Raw genomic sequence first — 15999 nt, 5'->3', positions numbered from 1 at the left:
GCTATTTTTATCTCGTGACTTTTTTGTAAAATGATATGTAGGAAACCGAAATAATTTTAGAAGGAGACAATCATGACCCAATCAGCTGCCGCCGTCAGGACGAAACCGCAGAATCAAAACGATACTGCGTATAAGATACTCTTCATCATCGGGTTAGTACATTTATTGAATGATTCCATCCAATCTGTCATTCCTGCAATGTTCCCAATACTTGAAAAATCAATGGGTCTTTCATTCACCCAATTAGGGATGATTGCCTTTTCATTGAATATCGTTTCTTCCATTCTTCAGCCTTTGATAGGGATGGCAACCGATAAAAAGCCAATGCCTTATGCCCTTCCGCTTGGTTTGACTTCGACGATGTTCGGTGTTCTTGGACTGGCATTCGCTCCGAGCTTTGAGTTTGTTATTCTTTCAGTTTTATTCATTGGTCTTGGGTCAGCTGTTTTCCATCCAGAAGGTTCCAGGGTTGCCTATATGGCAGCTGGACCGCGCAGGGGATTGGCACAGTCCATTTATCAGGTCGGGGGCAATTCCGGCCAGGCACTTGCCCCGCTGATTACAGCGCTCATTCTCGTACCACTCGGTCAATTCGGAGCAGTTTGGTTTACGCTTGTAGCTGCAATCGCCGTTGGTCTGCTTTTATATATCGCAGCCTGGTACAGCCGAAAATTGGATTATGAAAAAATAGCCGCCAAAGCCAAACAATCTAGCAAACAAGTAAACAAGGGGATTTCAAAAAATATCAAAATGGCGCTTGTCCTGATTTTATTTTTGATTTTTGCCCGATCCTGGTATATTTCAGGTATGACGAACTTCTATGCATTTTATGCAATCGATAAATATGGCATTTCGATTAAGGAGGCGCAAATTTTCCTGTTTGCATTCCTGGTTGCAGGTGCTTTCGGCACTTTTTTCGGAGGCCCGCTCGCAGACCGTTTCGGCAAGAAAAACATTATTTTTCTTTCGATGATCGCTACTGCGCCACTTTCCGCAATCATTCCATTTATGCCATATGTAGTTGCATTCGCTTTGCTGACGATAAGCGGATTCATCCTGATGTCGAGCTTTTCTGTTACGGTGGTATATGCCCAGGAGCTGGTTCCCGGTAAAATTGGGACAATGGCTGGGCTGACAGTAGGTCTCGCATTCGGAATGGGCGCCATTGGTTCTGTGGGACTCGGGTATCTTGCTGACTTGATTGGTTTGCCATTGATGATCATCAGTGTAGGATTCCTTCCCTTCCTCGGAATATTGACCATGCTCCTTCCACAAGATGAAAAACTTGCTGAATGGAATAATTCATAGAAGGCTTTTTTCGAGGATACGTCTAAACAAGGTTGCGATAAGTAGTTGAGAAAGCAACAAAGTTTACGAAAAGATCCTAACAAAAATATTCCATTTGCATATTTATGTTTAGGCATGCTCCTGTTAAGGAAAAAAAGAAAATGAAGATAAAAGAAGGGAGATCATCATGTCTAAGTTTAAGATTAACTATTTTTTTGAAAAAGATTTTAAAGTGTCACGACCAATCGAGGTAGAAAACATTTCAGAAGCCATCCAGGATGCAAAAGATCAAGAAGGCCAGATTGAATTCACTGGTGAAGATAATGTTTTTTATAGATTCGATACGAAAGACATTAAGCTTGTAACGATTACAGAAGCTTAATTTATATACAGAAAGGGTGAAGCTTTAATGGCTTCACCCTTTTTAGTTACTTTTAAATTATTTTTATACGCGCTGCCAGCTCTTGCTTCTCTTCCTCGCTGAACATATTCTCTGCCATGGGGAAAAGGATGCTTTCTTCTTTAGCGAAATGGCTCACCAGTGTGTAGTTAGCATTTTTTATCATTTGAGCATTTTCAATCATTTTCTCATTTGTAAAACCTGTTGTCCCATCCTTTGTATTGTGGAGGAAGGTTCCAATGAAGCGCTTTGCCTGATCATGTTCATATTCCATTACTGCAATCGGTCCCATTTCCCTGCCAATATAAACTGCCATCATCTCAAACAATACGCCTTCTTCCCGCTCCGAATGCGGTTCAAGCTCAGCAAGGAACTCAATGACCAGTTCTCTCAACTTCGAGAAGTATTCCTCCATTTGCTCCCCTTCCTCAATCTTTACTGAAATATTTAAAAGGTTCGCCAGCCTCTCCAATAAAGGTGGATGTTCATTTTTTAATTGTTGAAGACCTGCACTTAATGTAAAACTTGAATCCTGGTTGATACCACTCATACAGCCTGTCATCCTAATCGGCCTCCTATTTGTTTTGATAGTTTCATTATAGAAAGTGATCGTATTCCAGGTTGTGATAGGAATCACAATTACAATAAATTTGAGAAAATGTGAAGAAAGAATGACACTTTGTTAAACTTTCTAAAAATTTTAACAATTAAACTTCAAATATTATAAATCCTTACATATAATGAATTTATAGCTTAAAGGAAAAGGAGTGAATTTACATTGCAAAATAATTTGTATCGCGATTTTTACAAAAAGGCACTTATGCCAGCCGGGCTCAGTGACAAGAAAGCCTTCCTTGATATCCAGCCTGACATGCTGCATACTCATTTACTGATTGGACTTCAGGGCCACCCAGAAGATGGCCGGGAATTTTACCATTGGAACGTTACGATATATAAATCAGATTCATCCGGAATCTATGATGCTGGCAAACCAGTATATGCTTCAACTCTGTATGATCGGTTTGATGAAGCTGTTGAGGCAGCGCGGAATATAGAAAAAGAGATCCTTAGTGACCAGCTTCACGCAGTGTGCCAGCAAGAAAAAATCAGTTAATCCCCCTCATTTATTCCTCTCTTGAAAAGCTCCACCCTTTTTTGAACCCATTTGTGAATTAACTTACATATGATGAATATAGAATAATTGTTAGTTTCAATTTCTTAAGAGTATTATCCCTTCATCCTCATTCAAGTCATATCCGGACATTTTCTGAACCTTTTAGTCAAGCCACGATTATTCAGGCATTTAATGGACCAGGTTTCGTTTTCATTTCATTTTTCTTCGCATTTACAACAGCAAAAAGACCGACGAACAACATCTGTCCCCCAGTCTCTTCTTGTAAACTATTAAGCTAGCCTGAATACAATTCCGTGTCCGCCTTTTGGATATTCCCATTTGATATTTTGGTATGGGCAGCCGATGCGGCAGCTGCCGCATTCGTGACAGCCTTCATAGCCTACCTGCATCCTCTTTCCTTCCCATTTGTATACTTCAGCCGGGCAGAATACTGTACAGAGTTTGTCAGGGCACTGAGTCATGCAGACGTCATGGTCCAATACTGTAAGATGCGATTTCGTGTCACACTTAAACCTTAAAAGAAATTGTTTTTCCTCGATGTTCGTCGTTGACATTATTTCACCGCCTTCCAGGCACGATAGATGTCTTGCATTACCTTAAAGGTTCCTTTTTCAGCCGTCACGCTGCGCATGATTTCCTTTTGTTTTTCTCTCTTAGGTGTTCCATCGACTGTGAAGAACTTGCTCATTGCTTTGTTCATCATTGGCAGGTATTCCTTGAAGTATTGTGGGTAAGTCTCAAAGGTATGTGCTGCATCCTTATATTTTTCAAGGTCCTTAATGATAAAGCTTCCGAATAATGCTTCCTTATATCGATTCAAGCTGTTCTCACTGAAGTCGTCATCTTTTTTGGCCTCAACGATGGCTTCCGCTGCCATTTGGCCTGAAGCCATCGCCATGTTCGAACCCTCACGGTGAATGGCATTAACTAGCTGGGCGGCATCGCCGACTACAAGCACACCGTTACCGGCAACCCTCGGCACAGAATTGAATCCTCCCTCAGGAATCAAGTGGGCCAGGTATTCTGCTGATTCCCCGCCCTCAAGATAAGGACGCACCATTGGATGTTTTTTCAGGTAATCAAGCAGCTCATATGGCTTCAATTTAGCTTTGATCATACTGGACAGTGTCGTTCCTACCCCGATGTTCAAACTTTCTTTGTTTGTATAAAGGAAGGCCGTACCCAGGTTGCCTTTTGTTGAGTCACCAAAAATCTCAATCGTAGTACCGTGATTTCCTTCAAGATTGAAGCGGTCATTGATTTTATCCTTCGGAAGATTGATTACTTCCATAACCGTCAGGGCAACTTCATCAGGGCGGAATTCCCTGTGGAAGCCAAGCTGCTTGGAAAGCAGGGAGTTGACTCCGTCTGCAAGGACAACAACATCTGCATATGCCTCTCCATCAGGACGATCGGTTCGCACTCCTATAACCTTACCATTTTCAACGATACATTCAGTAACAACTGTTTCGTTTATCAATAATGCACCCTGCTCAACCGCTTTCTGTGCGAACCATTGGTCAAATTGTGCACGCAGCACTGTAAAGTTATTATATGGTTCAGCTGCCCATTCAAGACCTTTGTAACCAAACTGGACAACGGATTCTTTATCCATCATCCAGAATCGCTGTTCAACAACTGGCCTTTCGAGAGGCGCTTCCTTCCAAAACTCCGGAATGATGTCTTCCATCTGTTTACGGTAAAGTACTCCACCCATTACGTTCTTTGAGCCTGGATATTCACCGCGCTCAATCAACAAAACTTTCAGTCCATTTTTCGCACAGTTATAAGCACATGAAGTTCCAGCAGGACCGGCTCCTACGACGATTACATCAAATTTTTCAGACATAGCTCATTTCCCCGCCCTTCTCTTTGCTGAGCTCTTTGAACTGCTTGATTAATTTCGGAACAATTTCCAATGCATCGCCGACAATGCCATATGTGGCAACATCGAAAATTGGAGCGTTCGCATCCTTGTTGATCGCGATGATCAGCTCAGAGTTTTTCATTCCTTCAACATGCTGGATTGCCCCTGAGATCCCGATGGCAAAGTAGATTTTCGGAGTGACAGTCTCGCCAGTCTGGCCAATTTGCTGCTCATGCTTCAGCCATCCTGCCTCAACGACATCCCTTGTTCCTCCCACACTTGCACCAATTACTTCCGCAAGCTCATGAATAAGCTGGAATCCCTGGATGTCTCCTAAACCTTTTCCGCCTGCCACGATGACATGGGCTTCTGAAAGGCTTGCTTTTTTTGTTACGTCCTTCACAATTTTAAGCACTTTAGTGCGCATATCTTCTTCACGAAGTTCTAATTCCTCTTCGATGATGACTCCCTTCCTGCCTTCATCGGTTTCTAGGGCTTTCATCACCTTCGGGCGTACCGTTGCCATTTGCGGCCTGTGCTTTTTACATAGAATGGTGGCCATGATATTTCCACCAAAAGCAGGACGGCTAGCCTCGAGCAATCTTTTCTCAACATCGACATCGAGCATTGTCGTATCAGCTGTCAAACCTGTACTTAAATCAGTTGCAACAGCACTCGCCAGGTCTTTTCCATTTGGCGTTGCTCCATAAAGGAAGATTTCCGGCTTATATTTTTCAGCCAGTGTACAGACACACTTCATATATGATTCAGTCCGATAATTCTTCAGGACCGGGTGATCAACGACATATACTTGATCTGCACCAGCATAGATAACTTCATTAGCTAATGGCATGACATCTTTCCCGAGCATTACTCCGGAAAGCGGAACTTCCAGCTTGTCTGCAAGCTTCCTTCCCGCACCCAGTAATTCCAGTGAAACACCTTCAATACTTCCATCATTTACTTCAATGAATACCCAGACTCCCTGGTTTTCTTCCATCCTGCTACTCCCCCTTTTAAATCGAATCAAGAGTTGGCTGTTTTTATTTTCAATAAATCTTTTCTTTCCATTAAAATTCCCATAAGCTGTTCTACCTGAGAATCAGTGCTTCCTTCAATTCTTTTCCCGCCTTCAAGCTTTGGCGGACTGAACATCTTGCCAACAATCGTTGGAGATCCTTTTAATCCCAACTGTGTCTTGTCAACATCCTCAAGATCATTCACAGACCAGATGACTGGCTCATATCGTGCTGCATTGATCATATTTGTAAGCGGTGCATACTCTATGTCATTAATCTCCTTTTCAACAGTGAGTAAGCAAGGGAGCTGTGATTGAATAACTTCGTATCCATCGATTTGCTTACGCTTGATATGAACATATTTTTCTTCTTTATTAACCTCTGAAACTTCAATAACATTCGTAATTGGCGGTATATCCAGCCTGCGGGCGATTCCTGGTCCTACTTGTCCAGTATCCCCATCAATCGCATGCTTCCCGCAAATAACAAGATCAATCGGATTATCCTTCGATATTTTTTCAAGCGCTTTGGAGAGCGCATAGCTTGTAGCCAGGGTATCTGCTCCTGCGAATGCCCTGTCTGAGATTAGATATCCCAGGTCTGCGCCAATTTCAACGCTCTTCTTTATAACTGCTACTGCCTGTGGCGGTCCCATTGAAAGAACGGAGATCGTTCCGCCGGTTTTATTCCTGATTTTTACTGCTTCCTGTACAGCGTGTGCGTCATAAGGGTTCAAAATTGCTGGTGCGCTTCGCCTGTCCAGAGTATTTGTCTTAGGATTGATTTTGATGATCTTTGTATCGGGCACTTGCTTGACACATACGACAATGTGCATACTCTCTTTTCCCCTCCTCAAAATGTAAAACTATTAACTTGTAAGCGGTTACTTTGGCAGTTAAAAAATAAAATGCTATGTAGTACGATATATGAATCGCATTACATGCATAGTACCAACAATTAAAAAAGTGGAAAGCAAAATTGTATTTCAAATGGTGAAAAATGAGGTTATGACATTGATGAACTTATAGTTGTCTACAATGGCAGTGCGTTGAACTGTAGATGATGATGGAGTGATTCGCATGATGATATAAAAACCTATCTATGTTAAAAATATATAAAATATAAATTTTAAAATATGATAAATATCACACAAAGCAACTTTCACGTGAAAATTTGAGCAAATTGTTAAATTATTGGCGGAGGGCCGGACAGAACTTGGGGGGATATTTGATTGAAGTCTTCTTTTAGAAACATTTTAGCCACCGCCGGTTTCCTGGCAGTGGCTAATTTTTTCGATATGATGGAATGTTATCACGCATGAGCTAAAATATATTGTTTCTTAGTCAGCAGAATCATTTGCCTAAATAAAACTTTTGCTTTTTGCCGCTGTATTTCCGTCTCTTTGCATAAAGTTTGATATTCATAAATTAGACGGTCTAGTTCCTGGCTTCGAAAGATCGTTTCCTCACTTGTGTATCCAGATTCCATTGCAGCAGCCACCATCAATTCCCTAGCGCGATCAATTTCCTTTAACAAAGTATTTTGCGAATGATACACTTCTATATCTCCTCTACTACTTTAATTCCTTAAATAAATAAAAGTTTACTTGAAGAATTATGGCAAATGCTTGTTTGATTGTAAATAGATTCGCAAAATAAGACAATATTCACCGCGAAAATTTTTTTCTTCGACAATGTTTGCGGTCATCATGATTACTGGCTGACTTTTTCCTCTTCGTAAATCGGAACCCAGCCTTCAGTTGTCACGAAAATTCTTACCGCAACTACCTGGCGGTCATCCTGGAGAGTGAAGTAATGACGAGTATTTTCAGGCACGGAGATCAGATCTCCTGGATTCAGGAACACTTCAAAAAATTCTCCGTCCTTGCCCTGGATGACAAATACTCCATGGCCGCTGACAATGAATCTTACTTCATCATCAGTGTGGTGGTGTTCCTGCTTGAAATTTGCAAGCAGCTGGTCAAGATTCGGTGTATTGTCAGACAGTGAAATGACGTCCTGAGCTTTATAGCCTCTGCGTGCAGATATGTCTTCAATCTCTGCTTTGAAGGCTTCCAAAATCTGCTGTTTTTCATCATCAGTTAAGAGGAACTTTTCCTGAAGGTTTGCTGGCAGCTTATTGATATCCCACTTTTCATAGATAACTTCTTGCGCGTTCAGAAATGCTTCTACCTGCTGCTCTTCTACAATTTTTTCCTGTGTGTTTTGCTTTACGATAAATGCCATGTGAATCTCTCCCTTTATATAATGTCTTTTATTTACTTAATGAGATTGCTCTAAGATCCTGATTTAAACTACCTTGAACAATTGGAATGGTTTGTGCTCGAGTAATCTTAACTGGTAACGGAATAAAAACTCAGTAGCTTCGAGAATTTTTTTAGCTTCAAATCCGTTCCTTCCCCAGACAGTGATGCCATGGTTACGGATCAAAACTGCCCCAGTGTCTCCTTCTACATGCTCCGAGAATGCTTTAGCAAGGGTTGGGATGTGCGAATAATTTGGAATAATGGGAATTTTGAGGACAGCATCTTCCTCCCATATGTTGAAAGCCTTAATTAGTTCCTGTCCCTGGAATTGCACCTCGCCCCTGTCTCCATAAACCTCGGAGATGACATTGTTATCAATCGTATGGACATGGAGGCTGCATCCAGCGTTTGTCTTCCTGTATACCTCTACATGGAGCAATGTTTCAGCAGAAGGCTTCAAATGCGTGTCCTCCACTGGACGGCCGAATAGGTCAACAAGCAAAAAGTCCTCATCAGTTCTTTTCCGCTTATCCTTTCCACTCGCCGTCACAAGGAATTGCACTGGGTCGCTGTTCACTTTAATCGCAAGGTTCCCGCTCGTTCCCATAAACCAATCACGCTCAGCCAGTTCAGCCTTTACATCCGCCAGTTCTTCCCACTTCGATTCTAAAATGCTCATCCTTTCACCCCTATTTCAGATTTAAGAGCTTCAATACAGTCATAAAATGTTTCAAATGATAGATGCCGAATCTCCCACTCTTCACATTTATCCTTCAAGTAATCTCTCGCCAGCACCAAGTCTGCTTGTTTTGCGGCTTCCAGATCGGTAACGGAGTCACCAATGACGATTTTATAATCTCCGCTTTGTTCTAACTTTCTCATGATGGATGGTTTGCAGCAGCCGCAATCATTTGAACATTGTTGATCGCAGCTGTTCGGCCATTTAATTTTGATTGTATTTCCTGAAAAATCAGAACTGTTACAGTAAACTCCTGCAATTGGGCCAAATTGTTGAATGATAGGTTCTATGAAAAAGTCAATTCCACCGCTTACGATGTATACAGGGATTCCTTCTTCACTGGCGTAATCCAGAAATTCCTGAAAACCAGGGCGTATCCTTGCATTCTTGACGGCAAACTCAATGATTTCTTCTCTAAGGTGGGCGGGAAGGAGGGAAAACATTTTCCCCACGCCTTCCCTTATGGAAATGGTGCGATCAAGCACCGCTTCCTTTAGTTCATCCCATCCTTCAGGGCCAAATTCATTCATGATCGCGATGATATTGTCCTTTTCGGTTACTGTTCCGTCGAAGTCACAAAAAATCACTGGCTGGCTCATTTTTCCACCGCCTCGGCTGAACCCCAAAGACCTATAGCAATTTTTAACTCTTCTTGCTCATGTGCGCCCTCTTCAAGCGTTTTTCCTTGAAGAACTGTTTCAATTGCCTGCCTGAATGCCTTGCCGCCCCCTTGTGCTCCACCAGGATGGCCATGTACGCCACCACCCGCATTAATGATTGAATCTACTCCGAAATCTCTTACAAGCAATGGCACCATTCCTGGATGGATACCTGCTGATGGAACCGGGAATGTCGTTTTGAATTGATCCACAGCAGTCAGTGCCTCGGCTATTGATATAGCCTGCTGCTTTTCGAGAGCCACACTTCCATAAGGTGACGGGAACAGCGAGAAGTCTGCTCCGGCATAGCGGAGTAATTTTCCCAGAAGCAAAGAATGTGAAAATCCATATTCTACAGCTGAAGTTAACGCACCACTTACAGCCGGGTGAGCCATGATCGGAATACCGATTTCGTCATCTTCCCTAAGTTCCTGCAAGACATCCAAACCGTAGGCGAACACATTGAACAACAGGGCGTCGGCTCCAAGCTCAGCCGCTCTTCTCGCTTTATCCCTAAGCTGTGTGGTTCTTCCTGTCAGGTTGGCAGCATATAAGGTTCTGTGTCCAGTAGATTCATATACTTCATCGAGAACCTGTTTCCCAAGAGCGATTCTCTTTTCAAAAGGAGTAAGTTCATTTTCAAACAGGATTTCATCATCCTTGATCAAATCAACTCCTCCAAGGCTCTGTTCTTTTAGCTGCTTTAACAGAAACTCCATGTCACGTCCGATGACACCCTTGAAGATGCTCATAAGCAATGGCCGGTCATAGACACCAAGCTTTCTCCTGATTCCCTCAATTCCAAAGCGCGGACCCGGGAATTCCTTTTTCAATTCATTTCCGAAATCAAGGTCTACCAGCTTTACCTTGCCATCAAGCGATAGTTTTCCAAATACAGTTGTCAGAATGGCTGGCAGGTCCGGTGAGAAATTGATGGCAGGATAAGCGATTTTAATTGTAGCCACTGTTTCTGAATTGGTGTCCAGGCCAGAACCTTCTACAGAAACAACTCTTCCCTTATGTTTTTTTAATTGTTTTTGGTCCAATTCAGGCAAATCCGTCCAGGATCCCACTGTCAAACCAAGCGCAATCCCCTCTGCTTTTTTCTCTGGATTATGTTTAGCATCGTGGACTATATATGTCGCTGTAATTTCACTCATGTAGATCAATCCTTTCAGTTAGAGAAGCGCAAGCGCCTTGTCCAGCCCCGACAAGCGTTGCCCGCCTAAAACGCCACGTCCTGTGGCTGGCGGGTCTAGCACATCGTGTGCCTCGGAGGGCCGACCAGTGAAGTCGTTCTTTGACTTCATTGGCGGACCGAAATCGAAAAGTATAGCCGACTGTCCAGAAACACAGAAACTGGAGACTCCGACAAAGAAGCGCTTTTTGCTTCTGCCGGCGGAGTTGAAGTTTCGGAGTTTCTAGGAGGCGACACTAGACAAACGATCGAGGGGCTAGGCGCTGGAGCTAGATATTAATCAAAGTACAAAAAATCAATAAAAAAACCTCTTCACAAAGAAGAGGTTAGAAAATACACTAAACTCTTCTCATCTTTCAGCTTTCGCTGCAAGAATTAGCACCGTGCCCAGCATAGTATGCTGGATCGGTTGCCGGGCTTCATCGGGCTCGTCCCTCCGCCTGCTCTTGATAAGAAAATAATTTAATCAAGTTATTTAATTGGTTAAAGTGAATTTATTAATTAGGATTATGTCAGGTTCATAAATCAATGTCAACTATTTTTTAAAAAATTTCCAAGCTTTCAATTCTGCTGACTGCTTCTTGCAATCTTTCCTCCGAGCTCAGCAAGCCAACCCTCACAAAGCCTTCTCCATGTTCTCCAAATCCTACACCTGGCGCAACTGCAATATGTGCTTTTTCAAGCAAGAAATCCGCGAATTCAACCGAAGTGAATTGTTCAGGAACCTTGAGCCAGGCAAAAAACGATCCTTTTGGAGCAGTGACGTGCCAGCCAATATTTTTCAGACCGTGAATAAGGACATTTCTTCTTGATTCGTATAAATCATTTAACTCAGCAACACATTCCTGCGGTCCTAGCAAAGCTTCTGCTGCAGCTTCCTGGACAGCACCAAACAAGCTAACATACATATGGTCCTGAAGCAAGTTAATTGCGGCAATCACGCTCTTGTTCCCCGCTGCAAAGCCAACACGCCATCCAGCCATATTATACGTTTTCGAGAGCGTATAAATCTCGATACCTACGTCTTTGGCACCCTCTGACTGTAAAAAGCTTTGCGGTCTCTTCCCGTCGAAGCCAATCGCTCCATACGCGAAATCGTGGACAACACAAATTTCATATCTTCGTGCCAGCTCAATTGTCTGATCAAAAAATTCCTGATGTGCCACTGCGCCTGTAGGATTATTTGGATAGTTGAGAAACATCAGTTTTGCTTGATCCAAATCCTCTGCACTTATTTCAGCATAATTAGGCAGAAAGTCATTCTCTTCTCTCAGTGGCATTGTCACCATCTTCGCCTTTGCAAGTTCGACTCCAGATAAGTAGTCAGGATAACCCGGGTCAGGAACAAGAATTGTGTCCCCAGGATTCAACAGGCATTGAGGAATTTCAACCAGGCCAGCCTTGCCGCCGAATAGGATGGCAATTTCCTCTTCTGGATCTAGATTGACTCCATATTCCCTTTTATAAAATGCTGCTGCAGCTTCTTTTAACGAGCTCAATCCCCTGAAGGGCGAATATTTATGATTAGCCGGATTTTCTCCAGCTTGCTTCAACTTTTCAACGATGTGCTGAGGTGTCGGTTGGTCAGGGTTGCCCTGTCCAAGATTTATAACGTCTGCCCCTTTTTCAGTATATGCACCCACTTTTTGCACGAGTGAAGCAAAGAACTGCTTGGGCAGGCTTTTAAGCAAATCTGATTGTGTAAATTCCATTTTCTCACCTGCTTAGGAAATATATTAGTAATTAAAAATATTTATTTGAAATTCTAGTCACAAATGATATAACGTAAATAGTAACTTGTAAAGATATAATTTTCAGAAAGTATGGCGGTGATGAATGATGAAATATAAAATAGCATGCCTGCAAATGGACATTGCCTTTGGGAATCCTGAACAAAATTACAAAAAAGCCTCCGACCTGATTCACCAGGCAAATGCTCAAAATCCTGATATCATTGTCCTTCCCGAGCTCTGGACTACCGGATATGATCTCGATAATTTAAAAGACACTGCAGAAGAAGAAGCACAAGAAGCCAAAGTGTTTTTCAAGGATGCAGCTGAGAAATACAATTCCCATTTTATTGGCGGCTCGGTTGCCAATAAAACCGAAGCAGGCATTGAGAATACACTGCTTGTATTCGACAAAAATGGTGAGCAGGCAGGAATATACAGCAAGCTCCACTTATTCAAGCTAATGGATGAACATCTATACCTGGCTGCTGGAAAGGAAAAAGGGGTATTTTCTTTAGATGGCCACAAATTCGCCGGGCTGATTTGCTATGATATTCGGTTCCCCGAATGGGTCCGTGCCCATGCACTCCATGGAGCCGAAGCGATGTTTGTTGTTGCTGAATGGCCAATCCAGCGCTTAGAACACTGGCGAGCATTGCTCATCGCCCGTGCGATTGAGAACCAATGCTTTGTTGTAGCCTGCAACCGGGCCGGCTCAGACCCTAACAATAAATTCGCTGGCCATTCCATGGTCATTGGCCCATGGGGTGACGTGATTGCAGAAGGTGGAGAAGGTGAGGAGATCCTTCTGGCAGAAATCGATCTTGACGAGGTTAAGGAAGCAAGAAGCAAGATTCCCATCTTCGCCGACCGCCGGCCAGAATTATATTAGTTTATATCACAGGAAAACCGCCCCAGAACAATCCTGAGGCGGTTTTAACTGTGTGTATTTTAAATCATTCCGGTTTAGCCCACATCTCTTCAGGGTTCAATTCATATATCGCATTTTCACGATACATGTAATGATTGATGATGAATTCCCTCCTGATTGTCGCATAATCCTCATGGAACTTTGTAATATATTCGTTCAGTTCCTTTTCTGGATATTTTTTTCCGGCTTTCAACCCTCGGACCATATATTCGAATACCATCAGCTTCTTCTTCCGTTGCGCCGGGATGTTCTTTAATTTACCGTCTTTTGTAAAGAAATTCTCAATAACCTTTTGTCTTTCGATATTCTGTTGTACCATTGCTTCCACCTCCCCTTCCTTTTTCTCAATTAACTTGCCAAGTGTTTTTGCCTGTTGCTTGATTAATGACTCATTTAAGTGAAAATATATCGTGTTTTTATCCCTGCGCTCGAAGATCACATTGATATCCCGCAATTTCTTGATATGATGTGTGATTGTCGGCGGGGTAAGGCCTAGTTTTCCGGCAATTGCCTGGCCATGAAGCGGCCCGTTTGCAAGCAAAGCCACTATTCTTAACCTTGTTGGGTCCCCCATTGCTTTATGAAAAGCAACAATTTTATCCAGTTGCATTAAACCACTCCACTCGATTAGATATTAATCTAATTAGTTATATATCTAATATAATACATTCTTCATTATTTTAAAAGGAAAATGAGAAAAAATTTTTTAAAAGAAATTACTGCGTTAGGTTTTAGAGACTGTTTCCAACAAAGCTTTTATCAAGGCTCTTTTCTCAATCTTTGGTGCTTTTGACTACAAAATAGGACTGAATGCCCCATTTTTATTCGCAAAGTTGATTCTTTATATGAGAAAAGAGCATGCAAACCTAATACCGACCTACAAAATGGCTTAATATTACGTTAAAATCGGCTTTAGGATTTTAACAATAATCTTTACGAAAACAGCCTTTATCAAAAAAAACGCCTGATTTAATTTAATCAGACATTTCCCTGGTTATTGGCAAATAAATATGAAAGTTTGTTCCGTCCCCGACCTTGCTCTCAATTTCAATTGTGCCACCATGTTCTTCAATGATTTTGAAGGTAACCATCAACCCGAGGCCTGTTCCTCTTTCCTTGGTTGTGTAAAAAGGTTCTCCAAGCTTTTTGATCTTTTCAGCAGGAATTCCTTCTCCTTCATCCTGGATGCATATATGTATCCTGTTTCCTGGTGCCTGGCTGACCGTCACACTAACTAAGCCGCCCTTAGGCATCACTTCTATCGCGTTTTTTATAATATTGATAAAGACCTTCTTTAGTTGATTAGGTTCACACAGGATTTTTGGCAAATCATCGTCATATAAAGTTTTAATTTGCACATCATGTAGCACAGCCTGCGCAGTAAGAAGGGCCGCCGTCTCATTCATTATTTTTGAAATATCGGTATTCTCATATTTTATTGACTGAGGTTTAGCCAAAATCAGGAACTCGTTGATGATCGAGTCGATTCTTTGGAGTTCAGTCTTGATTACCTGGAAGTATAACGAATACGCATCGCCTGTACTATTTTCGAGCAGCTGGATGAACCCTTTTAGCGCAGTCATTGGATTGCGGATTTCATGGGCAATACCCGCTGCCAGCTCTCCCAGCATATTAAGCGTATCTGATTTATGGAGCTGGGCTTCCATCTCTATTTTTTCAGTGATATTCCTGAAAACAATAAGATTCAAGCTGTCTATTAATTGGTGTTTGACAGTGTATTCAAAGTGCTTCATCCTGCCTTCTTCATACGGAATGGTAATTCTTCCATCTAGCCTGCCTTTTCGAAGCAGTGCTTGCACCTTTTCATCGATTAATTCTTCTGAAAGCCCAAGATTCATGAAAAGCTTCCGAAAGTTTTTCTCCTCCAGGTCTTCCGGCTTCAATTCCAGTTTTGCCATGCCAGAGGGGTTGATTTCATAGTGTTGGCAATTTTCATCCCAAAGAATCATTCCCTCAATCGAGCCCTCAAAAATCCTCCGAAATCGCTCTTCGCTTTTCCGAAGCTTTTGTTCCATATGGTAACGCTCACTTGCGTCACGAACAATAGTCATATGATAGCCGTCGCCCGCATTGAGCTTAACAGTAAATTCCAGCAGTCTCGTTTCTCCACTTGGCAGCAGAAAAAACGCTTCATCGCGCAGCGCGCCTTTTTCATTGATAATTTGTTTCATCTCGCTATATTTCTCATCTTTTTGATAAATGAAGTCCGAAATTTTATGCTTTAACATCTCTTCATTAGTGAGTCCGAAAATCTTGCAGGTTGCTTCGTTAGCAGCAATGATTCGTCCACACTTGCCCCAAAACACAATTCCATCCAATGTTTCGAGGAATAAGTTTTTTAACAAACCATCGTCTTTAATAAATCTTTCATCAAAACTTTTTGCTGGACCGTCAGCTGGGACCATTTGAACAGAACAGTCAGTGGCTGTCCGCTGATGCTTATTCTTCCACTCTATTAAAGAGGAATTTTCTCGTTCTAAAGCGGCTATTTTCTCTTTCAGTGCCTTAATCTCATCAGCTATGTTAGCACTACTCACCAGAAAGCCTCCTTGTCGGATTCCCATTTTTCTAGTAATTTCTACATAGATGGTAAAAATCCCTTTTAAATCGAGATTATTTCCTGCTGATCCTGCAAAATTTTCAGATAAACGAATGGTACCCTAATGGTGGACCCAACTGCTGCATAAGGGTATCTTTCTTGGCGAATGGTACCCTTATAGCGGCACAATCAGCTGCATAAGGGTATC

The 15999-nt window shown here is 42.2% G+C and carries 18 protein-coding genes and 1 riboswitch; of the genes, 5 read left to right on the top strand and 13 right to left on the bottom strand.

Annotated features, from left to right (window positions below; translation table 11 throughout):
* Positions 1 to 72: 72 nt before the first annotated feature.
* Both TY49_RS08965 and TY49_RS08960 read left to right on the top strand, forming a co-directional pair.
* Positions 73 to 1308 carry an MFS transporter gene (locus tag TY49_RS08965; protein ID WP_041965571.1) on the top strand — a complete coding sequence of 412 codons (1236 nt, stop codon included), beginning with the start codon at positions 73 to 75 and terminating at the stop codon, positions 1306 to 1308.
* Between the two features lie 166 nt (positions 1309 to 1474).
* A complete protein-coding gene (locus tag TY49_RS08960; RefSeq protein WP_023615119.1) occupies positions 1475 to 1669 on the top strand; it encodes a hypothetical protein in 195 nt (64 codons plus the stop codon).
* A gap of 52 nt (positions 1670 to 1721) precedes the next feature.
* Here the strand turns inward: TY49_RS08960 and TY49_RS08955 are convergent, their stop codons facing one another.
* The gene (locus TY49_RS08955) at positions 1722 to 2249 is read right to left on the bottom strand and encodes a hemerythrin domain-containing protein (protein ID WP_052442140.1); all 528 of its coding nucleotides are present in this window, start codon (positions 2247 to 2249) and stop codon (positions 1722 to 1724) included.
* A 216-nt stretch (positions 2250 to 2465) separates the two neighbouring features.
* Here TY49_RS08955 and TY49_RS08950 point away from each other — a divergent pair, with 216 nt between their 5' ends.
* A complete protein-coding gene (locus TY49_RS08950) occupies positions 2466 to 2801 on the top strand; it encodes a hypothetical protein (protein WP_041965570.1) in 336 nt (111 codons plus the stop codon).
* A gap of 290 nt (positions 2802 to 3091) precedes the next feature.
* Here the strand turns inward: TY49_RS08950 and TY49_RS08945 are convergent, their stop codons facing one another.
* The 9 genes from TY49_RS08945 to mtnW all read right to left on the bottom strand — a co-directional run bounded on the left by TY49_RS08945 (position 3092) and on the right by mtnW (position 10532).
* A complete protein-coding gene (locus tag TY49_RS08945) occupies positions 3092 to 3376 on the bottom strand; it encodes a ferredoxin family protein (RefSeq protein ID WP_023615122.1) in 285 nt (94 codons plus the stop codon).
* Positions 3376 to 4671 carry an FAD-dependent oxidoreductase gene (locus TY49_RS08940; protein ID WP_041965569.1) on the bottom strand — a complete coding sequence of 432 codons (1296 nt, stop codon included), beginning with the start codon at positions 4669 to 4671 and terminating at the stop codon, positions 3376 to 3378. The genes TY49_RS08945 and TY49_RS08940 overlap by 1 nt, the downstream gene beginning before the upstream one ends.
* The gene (locus TY49_RS08935) at positions 4664 to 5689 is read right to left on the bottom strand and encodes an electron transfer flavoprotein subunit alpha/FixB family protein (RefSeq protein ID WP_041965568.1); all 1026 of its coding nucleotides are present in this window, start codon (positions 5687 to 5689) and stop codon (positions 4664 to 4666) included. The genes TY49_RS08940 and TY49_RS08935 overlap by 8 nt, the downstream gene beginning before the upstream one ends.
* A 26-nt stretch (positions 5690 to 5715) precedes the next feature.
* Positions 5716 to 6543: an electron transfer flavoprotein subunit beta/FixA family protein gene (locus TY49_RS08930; RefSeq protein ID WP_041965567.1), complete on the bottom strand. Its 828-nt coding sequence runs from the start codon at positions 6541 to 6543 to the stop codon at positions 5716 to 5718.
* Positions 6544 to 7019: 476 nt separating this feature from the next.
* Positions 7020 to 7265: an aspartyl-phosphate phosphatase Spo0E family protein gene (locus TY49_RS08925; protein ID WP_041965566.1), complete on the bottom strand. Its 246-nt coding sequence runs from the start codon at positions 7263 to 7265 to the stop codon at positions 7020 to 7022.
* Positions 7266 to 7420: 155 nt separating this feature from the next.
* A complete protein-coding gene (locus tag TY49_RS08920; RefSeq protein WP_041965565.1) occupies positions 7421 to 7954 on the bottom strand; it encodes a 1,2-dihydroxy-3-keto-5-methylthiopentene dioxygenase in 534 nt (177 codons plus the stop codon).
* 63 nt (positions 7955 to 8017) lie between these two features.
* On the bottom strand, positions 8018 to 8653 hold the full coding sequence (locus TY49_RS08915) for a methylthioribulose 1-phosphate dehydratase (RefSeq protein WP_041965564.1): 636 nt from the start codon (positions 8651 to 8653) through the stop codon (positions 8018 to 8020).
* A complete protein-coding gene (locus TY49_RS08910; RefSeq protein ID WP_041965563.1) occupies positions 8650 to 9312 on the bottom strand; it encodes a 2-hydroxy-3-keto-5-methylthiopentenyl-1-phosphate phosphatase in 663 nt (220 codons plus the stop codon). Before TY49_RS08910 ends, TY49_RS08915 begins: the two co-directional genes overlap by 4 nt.
* Positions 9309 to 10532 carry a 2,3-diketo-5-methylthiopentyl-1-phosphate enolase gene (gene mtnW, locus TY49_RS08905; protein WP_041965562.1) on the bottom strand — a complete coding sequence of 408 codons (1224 nt, stop codon included), beginning with the start codon at positions 10530 to 10532 and terminating at the stop codon, positions 9309 to 9311. The genes TY49_RS08910 and mtnW overlap by 4 nt, the downstream gene beginning before the upstream one ends.
* 127 nt (positions 10533 to 10659) lie before the next feature.
* Here mtnW and TY49_RS24595 point away from each other — a divergent pair, with 127 nt between their 5' ends.
* On the top strand, positions 10660 to 10797 hold the full coding sequence (locus TY49_RS24595; protein WP_156972643.1) for a hypothetical protein: 138 nt from the start codon (positions 10660 to 10662) through the stop codon (positions 10795 to 10797).
* A 119-nt stretch (positions 10798 to 10916) separates the two neighbouring features.
* Positions 10917 to 11026, bottom strand: a riboswitch (SAM riboswitch).
* An 86-nt stretch (positions 11027 to 11112) separates the two neighbouring features.
* Here TY49_RS24595 and TY49_RS08900 read toward each other — a convergent pair.
* Positions 11113 to 12282 carry a pyridoxal phosphate-dependent aminotransferase gene (locus TY49_RS08900; protein ID WP_041965561.1) on the bottom strand — a complete coding sequence of 390 codons (1170 nt, stop codon included), beginning with the start codon at positions 12280 to 12282 and terminating at the stop codon, positions 11113 to 11115.
* A gap of 127 nt (positions 12283 to 12409) precedes the next feature.
* On the opposite strand from TY49_RS08900, the gene TY49_RS08895 reads away from it, so the two are divergent.
* The gene (locus tag TY49_RS08895) at positions 12410 to 13192 is read left to right on the top strand and encodes a carbon-nitrogen family hydrolase (protein ID WP_041965625.1); all 783 of its coding nucleotides are present in this window, start codon (positions 12410 to 12412) and stop codon (positions 13190 to 13192) included.
* 64 nt (positions 13193 to 13256) lie between these two features.
* Here the strand turns inward: TY49_RS08895 and TY49_RS08890 are convergent, their stop codons facing one another.
* Both TY49_RS08890 and TY49_RS08885 read right to left on the bottom strand, forming a co-directional pair.
* Entirely contained in the window at positions 13257 to 13841 is a 585-nt protein-coding gene (locus tag TY49_RS08890; protein WP_041965560.1) for a DUF2087 domain-containing protein, read from the bottom strand.
* 364 nt (positions 13842 to 14205) lie between these two features.
* Entirely contained in the window at positions 14206 to 15789 is a 1584-nt protein-coding gene (locus TY49_RS08885) for a PAS domain-containing sensor histidine kinase (RefSeq protein WP_232310422.1), read from the bottom strand.
* Positions 15790 to 15999: the final 210 nt, after the last annotated feature.

This window comes from Mesobacillus selenatarsenatis SF-1 (assembly GCF_000813125.1).
In the GTDB taxonomy this organism is placed as follows: domain Bacteria; phylum Bacillota; class Bacilli; order Bacillales; family Cytobacillaceae; genus Mesobacillus; species Mesobacillus selenatarsenatis.
The sequence above is the reverse complement of the archived record's forward strand: the minus strand, read 5'-3'. Positions and strand labels throughout refer to the sequence as shown.